Below are 16,592 nucleotides of genomic sequence, written 5' to 3' on the forward strand. Positions count from 1 at the left end.
GTCTCACTGCTCGAAGTGGTTCGGGCAAATGGTGCCAGCGTGGTCGACGTCATCCACTCCCGTACCGGTGGCGAACTTGCACTCGACGAAGTGGAGGTCTTCCTCACCGTCGAGACGCGTGGTCCGGACAACAAGGCGGAACTTCTGACGGCCTTCGACCGCGCCGGCTACGCAGTACGCCTGCAGAACTGACGCGTGTTACTCGTCAGGCCAGCCGCCCAGAACCGTCACGCGGAACTCCTGGTCGACCAGCCTGGCGGGTACGTCGAGTTGATGTAGCCAGTCGATGGCCGAACCGCCCATGCCGACCGCAACACGACTCAGTGCGGCGGCCTGGGCGCACGACGATGCAATCACTGACACCGTCCGCCACATCGGTGTCGCTGTCGATTCGCGATGCAGTGGTTTGACGGTGCTGGCCGTGGCGATCCCGCAGTCGGACGGGAGAGCTACCTGGCACGTCGGATCCCCGGGTAGGTCTTGAACCTGAATCTGCCAGCCGTCTTCCGGCGCCGGGCCGGCAACGGCGATGTCGCCGCCGAGGCCGACCAACACTCCGCACCCGAGAAGCGTGGCAGTGGACGCCGCGCAGTGGTCCGCTGAACTGGCGCGGGCCGTCGCGGACAGATCGAGAACGACGTCGTCCGGGCTGTACACACGGTTGTTCTCGACGCGAATCTTCCACCAGGAGTGAGGGTCTGGCGAGCCGGCCGTTGGCGTGAGTTTGCCGTCGGTCAAGCGTGCGACAGCCAACGCGTCCTCGAGAAAGTGCGCGAACATGGGCGTCACGGCGACGCCATCGACGTTGCTTGCGGCGCTGACGTAAGTCCGAATCTCGGAGTCGGCACGATCTCGATTGGTGGCGGCGTCGGCAGCGGTGAGGTACCCGCGAACCAGGCTAGCCGCGGAGGGCAGGACTTCAGGGTCGGTGACGACGACCCGAGCCTGCACGCCCCAGGTGAGCCACTCGGAGGCCGAGCGCGGAGTGCTCACGAACCGTTGGAGACGGCGTCCGGGGTTCCGAATCCGGCGACCACGACGGGCCGCTTCGCTACGGGATTCTTGGTGTGAGAAGCCGAGGTGTCCGGCGCGAGCGCCGTGGCCGTAGGAGAGGAAACGAGAGAAAGTCCGCCGCTTGCGAGTGCTCCCGCCACAGCCGTGGCTGCGAGGGCGAGGCGAACGGGTCGATACACCGTAGTGCGTCCCCGGGCGGGTCGTGGCCGATCGTCGCTCATGCACTCAGCTTGCACGCCGAACCTGAGAAAAGCCTTGGCGTCTGTAGTCATTTGCGTAACGCCCACCGAGATAAATGAGACATTGGTTACAGGAGTCGCGAGACTTAGCCGTGTCGAATGCATGTTCGAAAGAGTAGATGTTCGCACCGACAAGTTTCGGGTACGACCACGTACATGGGTTTTCAGAGGTTTATCGGAGGTTCGGATGGCAGTCGGTGTCCTGGCGATCGCTGTGTCGATCGGCACCGCACTGGGCGTGATGAGTGGAACTCTCGGCGCGCCCGCTCAAGTCGAGAAGAACGAGTCTTCGAATGCTGCAGTCTCACTTGCAGCCTGGAACGGGCCGGCGCGAACACAGGACACACCTGAGGGAATCGTGCCTTCCGTACCTTCCAACTTTCCGGGAGCGACGTTGGCGCCCGTGGGAGCGGTGGCAGTGTTCGCGCCGTGGATCAAGAAGGCCGGTGCCCTCTGCTCGGAGATCACGCCCGCAGTGATCGCCTCGCTGTACTCGGTCGAGAACGGATTCAAGTACGGACCCGACACCGACATCTCACCTGAGGGCGGACGCGGGCCTGGCCGCTTCACCACCGCGGCGTGGACTGCCTACGGCAAAGACGGTGACGGCGACGGGAAGATGGACATCCTGGGCGTCGCCGATCCGGTGATGACAACCGGCTACCGGTTGTGCGATCTCGTGAAGCAAGCGCAGTCCTGGCAGAAGTCCGGTGAAGTCGAGGGCGATACCGTCGACCTCGCCCTCGCGGCATACGACGTCGGACCCGATGCCGTTCGTGAAGCGGGCGGCGTTCCGGCGGACAAGTCAGGCGACGTTCCCGCCGAGCAGGCGGCCGCCGCTCCGTTTGTCGCCCAGATCAAATCGTTGCAGGACTCGTTCGCCCTGATGCTCGCACCCTTCGACTACAACAACCTCGCCGCTGCGGTGGGCGGCGTCGTCGAGGCCGGTCTGAAGTTTCTCGGATTGCCCTACGTGTGGGGCGGCGGAAACGTCAACGGGCCGTCGATGGGCGGGTTCGACTGCTCGGGCTTGACGTCGTACGCGATCCACGCGGCAACTGGCGTGACGCTGCCGCGGACCTCCGAGACGCAGTGGGGCGTCGGCGTCGAGATCCCGCTCGACCAGGCGCAGCCCGGTGACCTGTTGTTCGGCAACTGGCAGGCAGGCGGACCCGGCCACGTGGCGATCTACGTCGGCAACGGCCAAATGCTTCACGCACCCACGTTCGGCGACGTCGTGAAGGTCGGCCCGATCTTCGCCGGAATGAAGGCTCGCCGCGTGGTGTGAGTGCGCCGGAACTGCAACGCCGATAGAGCAAGAAGCGCCACCCGACCGAATCGGGTGGCGCTTCTTTTCAGAGCTGGTACGTCTTCAGAGCTGGTACAGCTGATCAGCTGTGGTAAGGCTCCGCGCTCAGCAGCGTGACCTTCATGGTGCTGCCGTTGGGCAGGTTGTACTCACGCGTGTCGCCAACCTTGGCTTCGAGCAATGCGCCGCCCAGCGGTGAGTTCGGGGAGTAAACCTCGAGCTTGGCGTCACGTGCGCCTTCTTCGCGGGTAGCGATGAGGAACGTCTCGGTGTCACTCTCGTCGCCGTCGTAGTAGACCTTGACTACGGATCCGGGCAGTGCAACACCGGACTGCGTGGGGGCTTCGCCGACCTTGGCGCTGTTCAGCAGCTCCTGGAGCTGGCGAATGCGGGCTTCCTGCTGACCCTGCTCTTCGCGGGCAGCGTGGTAGCCGCCGTTCTCTTTCAGGTCGCCCTCTTCGCGACGCTCGTTGATCTCGGCGGCGATGACAGGGCGATTGGCGATGAGCTGGTCGAGTTCGTTCTTGAGCCTGTCATGTGATTCCTGGGTAAGCCAGGTCACCTGGGTCTCGGTCATCTCGATCACTCCCTAGTAGTCGGAGCCGGGGGCTCCCTCGACGATCGCTGCAACAGCAGCGAACAACGACGCAGAAGCACCACCAGGGGTGCAGCCTTGCCGTCAAACCTTGCGTCAATGCAGCAATACACGGTTCCACCCGGAACCGTGTATCGGGCGATTCTATCACGCATGACTACCCGCCCTGTCCGGCGCCAAACGTCCGGCAGGGTGGGTGCGTCCGAGGTCAGCTCTTGGTCAGGTACTCCGGAACGTCGAAGCTGCAGCCGTAGACGTCGGCCATGCCTGGCGGCTGGGACGTCTTGACCTCGGTGTTGAACTCGAGTGTCTGATGTTCCGAAGGCGGGACGTAGACCTCACGGCGACCGGTTTCGGAGCCGTCCTTCGAGCGGGCGCGCACGATGCACATCGCTTCACGTGACGAATCGTCACGCGTGACGGTGAAGCGGATCTTCACCGTGGCGTCGTTGGCGATGTCGAACGAGATGGTCTCGGTCTCGATTTCCTTGACTGCGAATTTTCCGTACGCGTAGTACGCGATTCCGCCGCCGACGACGATGACGAGAGCGGTCAGAGCCCACACCATCCACTTGCGGGGACTGCCCGTGCGAGTAGTGCTCGGGTACCGATCTTGGGGAAGCGGTTTGCTCATCACTCTGCTCTCGAAGACTCGAGTTCACGTGTCGTGCAGCAACTGACTGCGCCCCACCGAACTACTGAAGGGGTCACGGCTGCGCCAGGAACTCTCGGGTGGAACTATAGAGGACGTGTCCCGTCGCGCCGTCGGTAGGTTTGACGGCAGTCGGTACGTTTGACGGCAAAGGCTCGGAGCAATTCGAGCGGTACAGAGCGTGTTGGTCGAAGACTGCCGGCGACGGCAATAGGTGAACTGCCGGCAACGGCTCCAGGTGAAGTTGAGGTGAACGAACACGTGAGCGGATTCCGGCTCATGGCCGTGCATGCCCATCCCGACGACGAGTCGAGCAAGGGTGCGGCCACCACCGCCCGTTATGCAGCCGAAGGCCACGAAGTGATGGTCCTGACGCTCACCGGGGGTGAGCGTGGCGACATTCTCAACCCGGCCATGGACGTTCCCGGCGTCCGCGATCGAATCAGCGAAGTCCGCCAGGAGGAGATGGCCGAGGCCGCTCGCATCCTGGGCGTGAAGCAGCGCTGGCTCGGTTTCGTCGATTCCGGGCTCCCCGAGGGTGACCCTCTTCCGCCGCTGCCCGAAGGGTGCTTCGCCCTCGTTCCGCTCGAAGAGTCCACGCGCGCTCTGGTCAAGGTGATTCGCGAATTCCGTCCCCATGTCGTCACGACGTACGACGAGAACGGCGGATACCCGCACCCGGACCACATCCGGTGCCACGAGGTGTCGATGGCTGCGTACGAAGCCGCCGCCGATCCCGAGTACTTCCCCGAAGACGGTCAGCCGTGGGAGATCAAGAAGCTCTACTACTCGCACGGATTCATCCGTAAGCGCCTCGAACTCTTCCAGGAGGAGTACGAGCGCCGGGGTGAGCCGTTCCCGATGGCGGACTGGCTCAAGAAGTGGAAGACCGAGCGTGGCGACATGATGGTTCGGGTGACCACTCAGGTCACGTGCGGCGATTACTTTCCTCAGCGTGACGACGCTCTGCGTGCGCACGCGACGCAGATCGATCCCAACGGTTCGTTCTTCGCTGTGCCGCTCGACATTCAGCAGAAGATCTGGCCCACCGAGGAATTCGAGCTCGCCAAGACGCGGGTCACCACGTCCATTCCGGAAACCGACCTGTTCGCAGGTCTCGAAGAGGACGCTCAGAAGTGAATGCTCTGTCCGCCGAGGTAGTTCTCGGCACCACACAATTTCTTGCTCAGACCCCGAGTAATCCATCCGGCCCGGAGTTCGGAAAGTCGTCTCCGGTCGGATTGCTGGTCATTCTGGCGCTGCTCATCGGTGTGATCCTGTTGGTTCGGTCGATGAATCGCCAGCTCAAGAAGCTGCCGGAAACCTTCGAACCGGATCATCCCGAACTCGATCAGCAGGCGGACGAAGGCACCGACCGGGGAGCGATCACAGCTCCGAGCCCGGCGGAACCGAACGTCTCTACCGAGAAGAAGCCGAAGCAAGAATCCTGAGACGGACGAGGTAGCGACGATGGACCCACGGATGCGGAACAACCTGGGTGGGTCCTCGAGTCCTTACCTGCGTCAGCACGCCGACAATCCGGTCCACTGGCAACAGTGGGGCGAAGAGGCGATGGAGTGGGCGCGCGAGCGCAACGTGCCGATCCTCCTCTCGATCGGGTACTCGGCGTGCCACTGGTGCCACGTCATGGCGCACGAGTCGTTCGAGAACGACGAGATCGCGGCGATCATGAACGCGAACTTCGTCTGCGTGAAGGTGGACCGCGAAGAACGTCCGGACATCGACGCCGTCTACATGAACGCGACGGTCGCGATGACCGGTCAGGGCGGCTGGCCGATGACCTGTTTCCTGACTCCCGACGGTTCGCCGTTCTACTGCGGTACGTATTACCCGCCGACGCCTCGCGGCGGAATGCCCTCGTTCACACAGCTTCTCGAAGCGATAGCGGACACCTTCACCAATCGGCGCGACGAGGTCGACAACGCGGCACAGTCGATCGTCACGGAACTTCAGCGCGCGTCCGGCGGAATCCCGTACGGCGGCGCGCCCGTCGATGCGGAGCTGCTGGATGCGGCGGGTCTGTCGATCCTCGGCGACGAGGACATTCCGCGCGGGGGATTCGGCGGGGCACCGAAGTTTCCGCCGTCGGCACTTCTGGAGGGACTGCTCCGACAGTTCGAGCGCACAGGTTCGGGCGAGATTCTCGGAGGCATCGAGCGCACCGCCGAAGCAATGGCACGTGGCGGCATCTACGACCAGTTGGGTGGCGGTTTCTCGCGGTACTCGGTCGATGCCGAGTGGGTGGTTCCGCACTTCGAGAAGATGCTCTACGACAATGCGCTGCTCCTGCGGTTCTACGCGCATTGGGCGCGGCGAACCGGATCGGACCTGGCCACTCGCGTCGCCGCGGAGACCGCAGGGTTCCTGCTCGCCGATTTGCTGACCGAGAACGGTTGCTTCGCTTCGGCTCTCGATGCCGACACCGACGGCGTCGAAGGCCTCACGTACGTATGGACGCCGGCGCAACTGGTCGAGATTCTCGGCGAGGACGACGGGCAGTGGGCGTCGGAGTTGTTCCGGGTCACCGATACCGGAACCTTCGAAGAGGGTGCGTCGGTATTGCAGTTGCTCCATGACCCCGACGACTGGTCGCGCTGGCAGAAGGTCTCCGACGCTCTCCGTGTCGTTCGGGCTCAGCGTCCACAGCCGGGCCGCGACGACAAAGTGGTGACTGCCTGGAACGGGCTGACCATCACGGCTTTGACGGAAGCGGGCCTTGCCCTGGACCGGCCCGGTTGGATCGACGCGGCAGCCGAGTGCGCTGGCGCTCTTCTCGACCTTCACCTGGTAGACGGTCATCTGCGCCGTGCTTCCCTCGGCGGGACTGTCGGCACCCCGACGGCAGTGCTCGAGGATTACGCAGCGTTTGCGACGGGCCTCCTGGCGCTCTACCAGGCAACGGGATCTGCGCGATGGCTTGATGCGGCGCAGCAGTTGCTCGACGTCACTCTCGATCATTTCGCCGATCCGGCCGAGCCGGGAAGCTGGTTCGACACAGCCGATTTCGCGGAGTCTCTCGTCACCCGGCCCCGAGACCCGTTGGACGGCGCGACGCCTTCCGGTGCGTCGAGCGTCGCCGAGGCTCTGTTGACCGCAGCGGCGTTGACCGACGCCGAGCGCTCCTCTCGTTACGCCCAGGCCGCGGCGGACGCGATGGCGAGGGCCACGCTGCCGCTCGAGCGTGCGCCGCGGTCGGCGGGACACTGGCTCGCGGTGGCGGAAGCGTCGTTGCGTGGTCCGATACAGGTGGCCGTCGTCGGTGAAGGTTCGCTGTTGGCCGCTGCCCGCCGGCTTGCCCCGGGTGGTGCAGTGGTGGTGGGCGGAGCGCCGGATTCTTCACCGCTGCTTGCCGATCGACCCCTGGTCGACGGTGGTGAAGCCGCATACATCTGCCGGGGATTCGTGTGCGATCGGCCGGTGACGACGGTGGTGGAACTGGCGAGTCAGTTGAACACGACGAGCCATACCGCGATGTAGTGGCAGATCGCCGCGACGACCGTCGCGGCATGGAAGAACTCGTGGTGACCGAACGTCGTGGGCCACGGGTTGGGCCATTTCGTCGCGTACAGAATTGCGCCGACGCTGTAGAAGATTCCGCCGACGAGCAGCAGCACCATCGGCGCCACACCGACCTGGTGTGTCAGTTCGCCGACCACTGGGACGATCGCCCAGCCGAGGAGCAGGTAGAGCGGGACTCCGACCCATTTCGGGGCGGTGGGCCAGAGCATCTTGAGTGCTACGCCGGCGAGCGCGCCGGCCCACACGATCGCAAGAATGATCTTGCCGGTTGCAGTGGGGAGGCCGAGCATGGCGAACGGTGTGTAGCTGCCGGCGATGAAGAGAAAGATCATCGAATGGTCCGCACGCTTCATCCACGTACGGCCCTTGACCGTCTGCCACTGGATGCGGTGATACGTCGCGCTGATGCCGAAGAGGCCGCAGATCGTGATGCTGTAGATCGCGGTTGCCCAGGCCGCCTTGGCGCCCACCTGAGCGCCCGCCACGGACACGAGAACGATGCCCGCCACGACGGAGACACCGAGCGCCCACAGGTGGATCCAACCGCGCATGCGTGGTTTGACCGGAAGCTCGTCGAGCCCGAATGCCGTCATGTGCAACCCCTCTCGTTCCGTGTTGTTGCGAACCGCGTAACCTACGGTACCGTAGGTTACGCACCAGTAGCATAACCTACCTGCGGGTTTTCGACGCGTACAAAAAGCGTGACGGCGCTCGCATGTGGCTGTCACTGCCGGGCGTAGTCTTTGACACCATGGTGATGTCACGGTGAATCTGCGCGGACTGCTGTACAGCATCTACGAGCGACGACTCCTCAGTCATCTCGACGGTCTCGCGCACCCACGGCACGTAGCCGTGATGTGTGACGGAAACCGGCGATGGGCCCGCGAGAACGGCTTCACCGATGTCAGTCACGGGCACCGCATGGGCGCGCTCAAGATCGCCGAATTGCTGGAATGGTGCGATGCCGCCGGAATCGAGATGGCAACCATCTATCTGCTCTCGACCGAGAACCTGCGCCGCGAACCGGAAGAGTTGGACACCCTCCTCGAGATCATCACCGACGTCGTCGAAGAGATCTCCGGGCCCGGCAAGAACTGGAGTGTGCAGATCGTCGGTGCCCTCGATCTTCTGCCCCCCGAGCAGTCCAGGCGATTGCGGGAAGCTGCAGCCGGAACCAGTGGCCGAACCGGAACGCATGTCAACGTCGCGATCGGATACGGCGGACGGCAGGAGATCGCCGACGCCGTCCAATCGCTCCTGCGCGACAAGATCGGTGAAGGTCTGAGTGGAGACGAACTGATCCAGGCCGTCACGGTCGACGGCATCGACGGTCACCTCTACACGTCGGGGCAGCCCGATCCGGATCTGGTGATCCGCACCTCCGGCGAGCAGCGGCTCTCCGGATTCCTGTTGTGGCAGAGCGCCTATTCGGAGATCTGGTTCACCGAGGCGTACTGGCCCGAGTTTCGCCGAGTCGACTTTCTGCGGGCCCTGCGTGACTACGCGGCGCGCCACCGGCGGTTCGGCGCCTGAGCGGTCTCAGAGCTTGCGCAGTCGGAGCCGGTTGATCGTGTGATCGGCGTCCTTGCGCAGCACCAGGGTTGCGCGGGGACGGGTGGGGAGAATGTTCTCCACCAGGTTCGGGTGATTGATCGAGTTCCAGATCTCCTTCGCCGCGATGGTCGCGTCACGGTCGGAGAGACCGGAGTAGTGGTGAAAGTGAGCGTTCGGATCGGCGAACGACGTGTTGCGAAGCGCGAGGAACCGCTCGATGTACCAGGCTTCGATGTCCTCGATGCGGGCGTCGACGTAGATCGAGAAGTCGAACAGATCGGAGACCATCAGACGCGGGCCGGTCTGCAGGACGTTGAGGCCCTCGATGATGAGGATGTCCGGCTGGCGGATCAGATGGTACTGGCCCGGGATGATGTCGTACGACGTGTGTGAATACACCGGCGCCGCTACTTCTTCCGCGCCGGACTTGACTTCCGTGACGAAGCGCAACAGCTTGCGACGATCGTAACTTTCGGGAAATCCCTTGCGGTGCATGATGCCTCGACGCTGGAGCTCCTTGGTCGGATACAGGAATCCGTCCGTGGTGACGAGGTCGACGCGCGGATGGTGATCCCAGCGAGCCAGGAGAGCTTGCAGCACACGAGCTGTCGTGGATTTTCCGACCGCAACCGAACCGGCGACACCGATGACGAAGGGCACCTGACGATCGGGATGCTTCTCACCGAGGAACGTGGCGGTGGCCGCGAACAGTCGTTGGCGCGCCGCCACCTGCAGGTGGATCAGACGTGCGAGGGGGAGATAGACCTCGGCGACCTCTTCGAGATCGATCTGCTCGCCGAGACCGCGCAGGCCGTACAACTCGTCCTCGGTCAACACGAGCGGCGTCGACTTACGCAGTGTCCGCCACTGCTTGCGGTCGAACTCGACGTAGGGACTCGACTCGTTGGTACGCGCCATCAGCCCAGCTCACCGGCGCGTAGTGAACCCGGAGCCCGGCGAACGAAACAGCTATGCGAGCAAGCCAGGCGCGAGTGCGCACGATCCGAGTGCATAGTCGGATTGTGCTCGGTGCCACGTCCGGGACTTTCGCCGGGTGGCATTCCGGAGCGAGCGGCTAGGCTCGGTCGTTATGGATCCAGACACACTTGTTCGCCAATATCTGCTGCTCGGACTGGGTTTCGACCGTCTCGAAGACGGATTCGTCGATGCGTTCACCGGTGACCCGGCGTTGCGGAAGCAGGTCGAGAGCGCCCCGAAGCCCGATCCGCGTGAACTTGCCCGCACGGCACGTCAATTGCGGGGCGAACTGGCCGGAAGTGGTCTGAACGCCGAGCGCGCTCACTTCATCGACGTTCACCTGCGCGCCCTCGAATGCTCCGGGCGCAAGTTCGCGGGTGAGGACATCGGCTTCGTGGACGAGGTGGAGGCGTACTTCGACGTACGAATCGCCAAGGGAAACGAGGACGCCTACAGCGACGCTCACCGGTTGATGGGTGAAGTTCTGCCCGGTCCGGGACCGTTGGCGCAGCGGGTGCAGGCACATCGCAAGGCCGACGAGATCCCCGCAGCAAGACTGAACGAGTGCGTCGAGGCAATGTCGAGTGCGCTGCGTGATCTGGTTCGTGGCACGTTCGGGCTTCCCGCGTCGGAAACCGTCGAATACGAAGTGGTGGGGGACAAGCCGTGGTCCGGCTTCAACTACTACCTCGGTGACTACCGCTCCAAGGTTGCGATCAACTCGGACCTGCCGCAGTTCATGGCCAACCTGCCACGGCTGATCGCGCACGAGTCCTACCCCGGCCATCACACCGAGCATTGCCGCAAGGAAGCCGGCCTGGTGGGGACCGGCCAACTCGAGCAGACGCTGTTCCTGGTCAACACGCCGCAGTGCATCATGGCCGAAGGACTCGCGGATCTGGCGCTCGAAGCGATAGTCGGTCCGGACTGGGGTTTGTGGGCGCAGGAGATCTACGCCGATCTCGGTTTGTCCTTCGATGGGGAGAAGGCGCAACGGCTCTCCACCGCGTCGGGGCAATTGCTGAGCGTTCGTCAGGACGCCGCTCTGATGTTGCACGACGAGGGTCGCAGCCTCGACGACGTGGCGCTCTTCCTCGAACGGTGGTCGCTGTCGACGCCGGAACGCGCGCGGCAGTCGCTCAAGTTCCTGTCTTCACCGCTGTGGCGGGCCTACACCAGCACGTATGTCGAGGGATACCGGTTGCTCGGGGGCTGGCTGGACGAGGTGCCGGTAGGCGCAGAGCGCACCGAACGCTTCCGCAGGCTGCTCGACGAGCCGCTGGTTCCCAGCTCTCTGCGTGCTGCCTAGTGCCGGGTGGAGACGGCGGGAGCGAACTTCGTAGACTGGACGCATTCGTTTCCGCATCCAGCTTGGAGATTCTTCGATGACCGCTGTGCCCGGCTCCGACGTCAACTCTGCATCACTCGCCGAACTCGACCCCGAAGTCGCCGAGGCGATGGCTGGTGAATTGGCTCGTCAGCGCGACACGCTCGAGATGATCGCGTCGGAGAACTTCGTTCCCCGCTCGGTTCTGCAGGCTCAGGGCAGCGTCCTGACCAACAAGTACGCCGAGGGCTACCCGGGACGTCGTTACTACGGCGGTTGCGAGCACGTCGACGTCATCGAGGATCTGGCGCGCAACCGTGCGAAGGAACTCTTCGGTGCGGAGTTCGCGAACGTTCAGCCGCACTCGGGCGCACAGGCCAATGCTGCTGTCCTGATGGCACTGATGAACCCGGGTGAGAAGCTGCTCGGCCTCGACCTTGCACACGGCGGTCACCTCACGCACGGCATGAAGCTCAACTTCTCCGGCAAGTTGTACGACGTCGCGTCCTACGGCGTCAGCAAGGAAGATCACCGCATCGACATGGACGAGGTGCGCTCGATCGCCCTCGCCGAGAAGCCGAAGGTCATCGTCGCCGGCTGGTCCGCGTACCCGCGTCAGCAGGACTTCGCGGCCTTCCGTGCGATCGCGGACGAGGTCGGGGCGTACCTGTGGGTCGACATGGCTCACTTCGCCGGATTGGTTGCGGCAGGCCTGCACCCGTCGCCCGTCCCGTACGCGGACGTCGTCTCCTCGACCGTCCACAAGACGCTCGGTGGACCGCGTTCCGGTCTGATCCTGGCGAAGAAGGAGTGGGCCAAGAAGCTCAACTCCGCTGTCTTCCCCGGTCAGCAGGGCGGACCGCTCATGCATGCCATCGCGGCCAAGGCAGTCACCTTCAAGATCGCTGCGGGAGAAGAGTTCAAGGATCGTCAGGCACGCACGCTTTCCGGTGCGCGCATCCTGGCCGAGCGTCTGGGGAACAAGGACGTCGCAGATCAGGGCATCAGCGTTCTGACCGGTGGCACCGACGTCCACCTCGTTCTCGTGGACCTGCGTAACTCGCAGCTCGACGGCCAGCAGGGTGAGGATCTTCTGCACGAAATCGGCATCACGGTCAATCGCAACGCTGTTCCGTTCGATCCCCGCCCGCCGATGACCACCTCCGGTCTGCGTATCGGTACCGCAGCGTTGGCCACCCGCGGATTCGGCGATGCCGAGTTCACCGAGGTCGCCGACATCATCGGTACCGCTCTGGCCGGCGACGCGGATCTGCCGGCGCTGCGTGCGCGCGTCGCAAAGCTCGCCCTCGACCTTCCGCTGTACGACGGTCTCGAGAACTGGGGCCTACTCAGCAAGAACGTCTAGGAATTTTTTCACCGACGGCCCGGTCCCTTTCGAGGGGCCGGGCCGTCGGTGTTCATGTATTTGCGGTTCATGGACTTGTGGCATCGGTCACATGACCGATGGTGGCGGAGTTCGGCGCTTCCTAGCCTGAGAACATCACCCCTCCGGCGAAGGAAATCCCATGACCGAACAGAATCTGCATTGGCTCTCCGCTACCGAGATGGCGGCGGAGGTCGCGTCGAACAGTCTCTCGCCCAACGAGATTGCCGAAGCGATGATCCAGCGCGTCGACGCCGTCAACCCGTCGATCAACGCGATAGTGCAGTTCGATCGCGAGCAGGTCACGCGCGACGCGGCCGAACTCTCACGGCAGCAGGAATCGGGCGAGAAGCTCGGCCCGCTGCACGGTGTTCCGTTCACGATCAAAGATCTGACGGCAGTGGACGGGCTGCCGACCACGTTCGGGATGAAGCCGATGGCCGACAACATCGCGACGGGAAATGCCGTCGTCGTGGACAGGCTGCGCGGCGCGGGCGGACTGTTCCTGGGAAAGACGAACACTCCCGAAAGCGGTTACTACGGTGGCACGGACAACCACCTGTACGGGCCGACGCACAACCCGTGGAAGCTCGGCAACAGCGCGGGCGGGTCCAGTGGTGGTGCGTCGGCTGCTGTGGCTGCCGGCCTCGGGCCACTCGCCGAGGGCAGTGACGGCGCCGGATCGGTGCGAATCCCCTCGGCTCTCTGCGGGGTTGTCGGGCTCAAGCCGACCACCGGTGTCATCCCGCAGACCATCCTGGCCGGCCGGTTCTACAACTGGGCGTACCACGGTCCGATCACCAGGACGGTTGCCGACAACGCGCTCATGCTCGACGTCATGGCCGGGCCGCACAATGCGGATCCGCTCTCGATCGAGCGTGCCGAGACCTCGTACGTCGAAGCGGCGAAGGGTGACGTGAAGGGACTTCGTGTTGCGTGGTCGACGAATCTCGGTCTCGGCCATGTTGATCCAGAGGTGCTGGCCGTCTGTCTCGACGCGTTGTCGGCATTCGAGGAACTGGGCGCCCAGATCACCGAGGCGACCCCGGAGTGGGGAAATCCGTCGGAATCGATGTGGAACGGCATCTGGGTTCCGGGTTTCGCTTCGGAGTACGACTTGCTCGACTGGGAGAACCAGCGCGGCGAGGTCGATGACAACCTCATCGAGATCATGCACGAGGCCGAGCGGCTCACCGGTGTCGACGTCGGGCGGGCCGACGCCTTCCGCGGCGTCATGTGGGACACGTGGACCACGTTCATGAACGACTACGACGTACTGGTTTCGCCGACCTTGGCGTCGGCCACGTTCCCGCTCAGCCAGTTCGCACCGTCGTGGCTCGAAGGTGCGTCGCTGCGTGAGCAGTTGCTCGATTGGCTCTTCACCTACCCGTACAACATGCTCAACAACCCGGCGATCACCGTGCCCGCCGGATTCACCGCCGACGGCCGACCGGTGGGGCTGCAGATTGCCGCACGCCACCGTCAGGATGCACTGGTCTTGCGGACGGCCGCGAACTTCGAGGCAGCTCGTCCGTGGGCCGACAAGAAGCCTGCCGATTCGCTGGTGGTGGCCTAGCTCACACTATTGACTAGATTGGTTTGATGACGTCTGTACTGCCTGATCGCGGCGCTGGACCTGACATGTTCGCGCCGCGATCGCCGGCGGCGGGGGCGTACGGCATTCTCGGTCTGTGCGCCGAAGAACTTCGCGTGCGTGGACTCGAGTACTCGGCTGCCGCGGTCACCTACCGAGACCCGTCGACCGGGCGGCATCGGGCCCTGGCGAGTTCCGGATACAACGCCAGGGTGCTCGAGTTCCTGCTCGACGACTTCGTGGCCGATCGAAATCTCTTCGGCATCATTCGCGAGGCATCGGGTGTGCCGGTGTTCTGGCAGGACGTGCCACGGTTCGAGCAGGTCGAGATGGTCACCGATGTTCTGCGGCCGTCCGGGTACGCCGAGGGGGCGTCGGTCGCATTGGGGTTTTCCGGCCGTGAGGTGACCGGATTGCTGCACATGAGCTTCGCGGATTCCGGCGTCGTCGATCGCGTGCGAGAGGTGGTGGCGGCGTCCAGCGCGGCCTGCTCCCGCGTAGTGGGGGACCAGGTGGCGCTCGATCGCGTCCACCTGAGCCCACGGGAGATTCAGGTCCTGCAATTGGTGGCCAAGGGCGCGGGCAATGTCGAGATCGCCGAAGAGCTGTTCGTCAGCCGACGCACTGTCGCCACCCACCTCGAGAACATCTTCGTCAAGACCGGAACAAATTCGCGGGTTCAGGCAGCGGTGCGCGCCGCCAAGTGGGGTCTGATCGAGTCCTGAGTGACTCTGAATCACACGTGTGGCATTTTGTTACCTGGCGTTCACCAGATGTGCGGCTCGTTCCGTGGCGCGAGTGTCCGATCCGCAGTACCGTCGGCAGTAACGAGTAACCAGAAGTTACTTGTGCGGGAGGTTCTGATCGTGACTGAAACACTCAGTACGAGAGGGCCGGCGCCCGGCCCTTGTTTCAGCTGACACTGCGTCACCTGACACCAGAGCCGTCCGGCCCAGCGAGCTGAGTTTGCGCGGGTGCCGCGCAGACCTAGGAGCCCAACGTGACTGCATCACGCTCCGTCTCTGCCCACTCGGCCCGGGCTGATCTATCAGCCGGGAATCATTCGGGAGATGCACTTCGCACGTACGTCTTGGATACCTCGGTACTACTGTCCGATCCATGGGCTGTCACTCGATTCGCCGAACACCACGTGGTACTGCCACTGGTCGTGATCAGCGAACTCGAAGGCAAACGACACCACCACGAACTGGGATGGTTCGCCCGAGAATCGCTCCGCATGCTCGACGATCTCCGGATCGAATACAGCCGACTGGACCGTCCGGTGCCGATCGGCACCGAGAACGGGACACTGCAGGTTGAACTCAATCACACCGACCCTGCGGTCTTGCCCGTCGGATTCCGCACGGACAGTAACGATTCGAGGATCTTGGCGTGCGCCTTGAACCTTGCGGCAGAGGGCAAGGACGTAGTCCTCGTCAGCAAGGACATTCCGCTTCGCGTGAAGGCAGGCGCGGTGGGGCTACCCGCCGACGAGTACCACGCTCACGACGTCGTGCCCTCCGGATGGACGGGCATGACCGAACTGGACGTCGCCTCGACGGACATCGACGAACTGTTCAACGAGGGGTTCCTGGACCTCGACGAAGCGCGAGATCTGCCGTGTCACACGGGCCTTCGCCTGTTGGGTGGTTCGTCGAGCGCGCTCGGACGGGTGACTCCGGACAAGCGCATCCAGTTGGTGCGCGGTGAGCGCGAGGCGTTCGGGTTGCACGGCCGCTCCGCCGAGCAGCGCATTGCGCTCGATCTCCTCATGGACGAGAGTATCGGCATCATCTCTCTCGGTGGTAAGGCAGGCACCGGTAAGTCGGCCTTGGCTCTGACGGCAGGTTTGGAAGCCGTTCTCGAGCGCCGCACGCAGCGAAAGGTTGTCGTCTTCCGTCCGCTGTATGCCGTTGGCGGACAAGAACTCGGCTACCTCCCCGGTAGTGAGAGCGAGAAGATGGGCCCGTGGGCTCAGGCCGTCTTCGACACTCTCGACGGGTTGGCCTCACCCGAGGTCCTCGAGGAGGTTCTCGCCCGCGGAATGCTGGAAGTGCTGCCGCTGACGCACATTCGCGGTCGGTCGCTACACGATTCGTTCGTGATCGTCGACGAAGCGCAGTCCCTCGAACGAAATGTTCTGCTGACAGTGCTTTCTCGTCTGGGAACCGGGTCGCGAGTGGTTCTCACGCACGACGTCGCACAGCGAGACAACCTGCGAGTAGGCAGACACGACGGAGTTGCGGCCGTCATCGAAAAGCTCAAGGGGCACCCGCTTTTCGCGCACATCACACTCACTCGCAGCGAGCGGTCCCCGATCGCCGAGTTGGTGACCGAGATGCTCGAGGAGTTCGGCCCTACTTCCTGAGAAGCGATCTCCCCGTGCGGACTTCGGACTGCACGGGG

16 protein-coding genes and 1 pseudogene are annotated in these 16,592 nt (G+C 63.9%); 11 read left to right on the forward strand and 6 right to left on the reverse strand.

Translation table 11 applies throughout. From position 1 onward, the window contains the following. Nucleotides 1–192, forward strand: a pseudogene (locus tag ACFT1A_RS30285) (threonine ammonia-lyase); the annotation flags it as partial. A gap of 6 nt (nucleotides 193–198) precedes the next feature. Here the strand turns inward: ACFT1A_RS30285 and ACFT1A_RS30290 are convergent. Beyond that, nucleotides 199–993, reverse strand: coding sequence for an FAD:protein FMN transferase (locus ACFT1A_RS30290; RefSeq protein ID WP_378450023.1), 795 nt, complete (start codon nucleotides 991–993; stop codon nucleotides 199–201). Next, nucleotides 990–1,235, reverse strand: a complete 246-nt coding sequence (locus tag ACFT1A_RS30295; RefSeq protein ID WP_153211881.1) for a hypothetical protein — start codon at nucleotides 1,233–1,235, stop codon at nucleotides 990–992. The genes ACFT1A_RS30290 and ACFT1A_RS30295 overlap by 4 nt, the downstream gene beginning before the upstream one ends. Nucleotides 1,236–1,440: 205 nt before the next feature. On the opposite strand from ACFT1A_RS30295, the gene ACFT1A_RS30300 reads away from it, so the two are divergent. Next, nucleotides 1,441–2,541: an NlpC/P60 family protein gene (locus tag ACFT1A_RS30300; protein WP_378450024.1), complete on the forward strand. Its 1,101-nt coding sequence runs from the start codon at nucleotides 1,441–1,443 to the stop codon at nucleotides 2,539–2,541. 103 nt (nucleotides 2,542–2,644) lie between these two features. Here ACFT1A_RS30300 and greA read toward each other — a convergent pair whose 3' ends face one another. Together greA and ACFT1A_RS30310 are read right to left on the reverse strand one after the other, a co-directional pair. Beyond that, complete coding sequence (gene greA, locus ACFT1A_RS30305) at nucleotides 2,645–3,139, reverse strand: transcription elongation factor GreA (RefSeq protein ID WP_007726385.1); 495 nt, start codon at nucleotides 3,137–3,139, stop codon at nucleotides 2,645–2,647. 226 nt (nucleotides 3,140–3,365) lie between these two features. Beyond that, the gene (locus ACFT1A_RS30310) at nucleotides 3,366–3,791 is read right to left on the reverse strand and encodes a DUF4307 domain-containing protein (protein ID WP_230814194.1); all 426 of its coding nucleotides are present in this window, start codon (nucleotides 3,789–3,791) and stop codon (nucleotides 3,366–3,368) included. Between the two features lie 279 nt (nucleotides 3,792–4,070). Here ACFT1A_RS30310 and mca point away from each other — a divergent pair, with 279 nt between their 5' ends. From mca to ACFT1A_RS30325, 3 genes are read left to right on the forward strand one after another with little or no spacing between them, the layout of a single operon-like run. Then, nucleotides 4,071–4,949, forward strand: a complete 879-nt coding sequence (mca, locus tag ACFT1A_RS30315) for a mycothiol conjugate amidase Mca (protein ID WP_378450041.1) — start codon at nucleotides 4,071–4,073, stop codon at nucleotides 4,947–4,949. Beyond that, a complete protein-coding gene (locus ACFT1A_RS30320; RefSeq protein WP_007726381.1) occupies nucleotides 4,946–5,260 on the forward strand; it encodes a hypothetical protein in 315 nt (104 codons plus the stop codon). Before mca ends, ACFT1A_RS30320 begins: the two co-directional genes overlap by 4 nt. A gap of 19 nt (nucleotides 5,261–5,279) precedes the next feature. Beyond that, entirely contained in the window at nucleotides 5,280–7,307 is a 2,028-nt protein-coding gene (locus tag ACFT1A_RS30325; RefSeq protein WP_378450025.1) for a thioredoxin domain-containing protein, read from the forward strand. On the opposite strand, the gene ACFT1A_RS30330 is transcribed toward ACFT1A_RS30325, so the two are convergent. Then, nucleotides 7,274–7,942 (reverse strand): hemolysin III family protein, encoded by a 669-nt coding sequence (locus tag ACFT1A_RS30330; protein WP_378450026.1) that lies wholly within the window; start codon nucleotides 7,940–7,942, stop codon nucleotides 7,274–7,276. The genes ACFT1A_RS30325 and ACFT1A_RS30330 overlap by 34 nt on opposite strands. 172 nt (nucleotides 7,943–8,114) lie before the next feature. Here ACFT1A_RS30330 and ACFT1A_RS30335 point away from each other — a divergent pair, with 172 nt between their 5' ends. Continuing rightward, nucleotides 8,115–8,882, forward strand: coding sequence for an isoprenyl transferase (locus ACFT1A_RS30335; RefSeq protein ID WP_214885238.1), 768 nt, complete (start codon nucleotides 8,115–8,117; stop codon nucleotides 8,880–8,882). A gap of 6 nt (nucleotides 8,883–8,888) precedes the next feature. On the opposite strand, the gene coaA is transcribed toward ACFT1A_RS30335, so the two are convergent. Further along, nucleotides 8,889–9,821: a type I pantothenate kinase gene (coaA, locus tag ACFT1A_RS30340; RefSeq protein ID WP_230814191.1), complete on the reverse strand. Its 933-nt coding sequence runs from the start codon at nucleotides 9,819–9,821 to the stop codon at nucleotides 8,889–8,891. Between the two features lie 172 nt (nucleotides 9,822–9,993). Between coaA and ACFT1A_RS30345 the strand changes: the two genes are divergently transcribed. The 5 genes from ACFT1A_RS30345 to ACFT1A_RS30365 all read left to right on the forward strand — a co-directional run bounded on the left by ACFT1A_RS30345 (nucleotide 9,994) and on the right by ACFT1A_RS30365 (nucleotide 16,554). Then, on the forward strand, nucleotides 9,994–11,190 hold the full coding sequence (locus ACFT1A_RS30345; RefSeq protein ID WP_378450027.1) for a DUF885 domain-containing protein: 1,197 nt from the start codon (nucleotides 9,994–9,996) through the stop codon (nucleotides 11,188–11,190). A gap of 76 nt (nucleotides 11,191–11,266) precedes the next feature. Continuing rightward, nucleotides 11,267–12,574, forward strand: a complete 1,308-nt coding sequence (gene glyA, locus ACFT1A_RS30350) for a serine hydroxymethyltransferase (protein ID WP_378450028.1) — start codon at nucleotides 11,267–11,269, stop codon at nucleotides 12,572–12,574. A 160-nt stretch (nucleotides 12,575–12,734) separates the two neighbouring features. Beyond that, a complete protein-coding gene (locus tag ACFT1A_RS30355) occupies nucleotides 12,735–14,168 on the forward strand; it encodes an amidase (protein WP_378450029.1) in 1,434 nt (477 codons plus the stop codon). 26 nt (nucleotides 14,169–14,194) lie between these two features. Then, a complete protein-coding gene (locus ACFT1A_RS30360; RefSeq protein ID WP_378450030.1) occupies nucleotides 14,195–14,911 on the forward strand; it encodes a response regulator transcription factor in 717 nt (238 codons plus the stop codon). 275 nt (nucleotides 14,912–15,186) lie between these two features. After that, nucleotides 15,187–16,554: a PhoH family protein gene (locus tag ACFT1A_RS30365; protein WP_283301634.1), complete on the forward strand. Its 1,368-nt coding sequence runs from the start codon at nucleotides 15,187–15,189 to the stop codon at nucleotides 16,552–16,554. The last annotated feature ends 38 nt before the right edge of the window (nucleotides 16,555–16,592 follow it).

It is taken from the genome of Rhodococcus sp. NPDC057135 (genome assembly GCF_042670865.1).
Lineage (GTDB): Bacteria > Actinomycetota > Actinomycetes > Mycobacteriales > Mycobacteriaceae > Rhodococcus_F.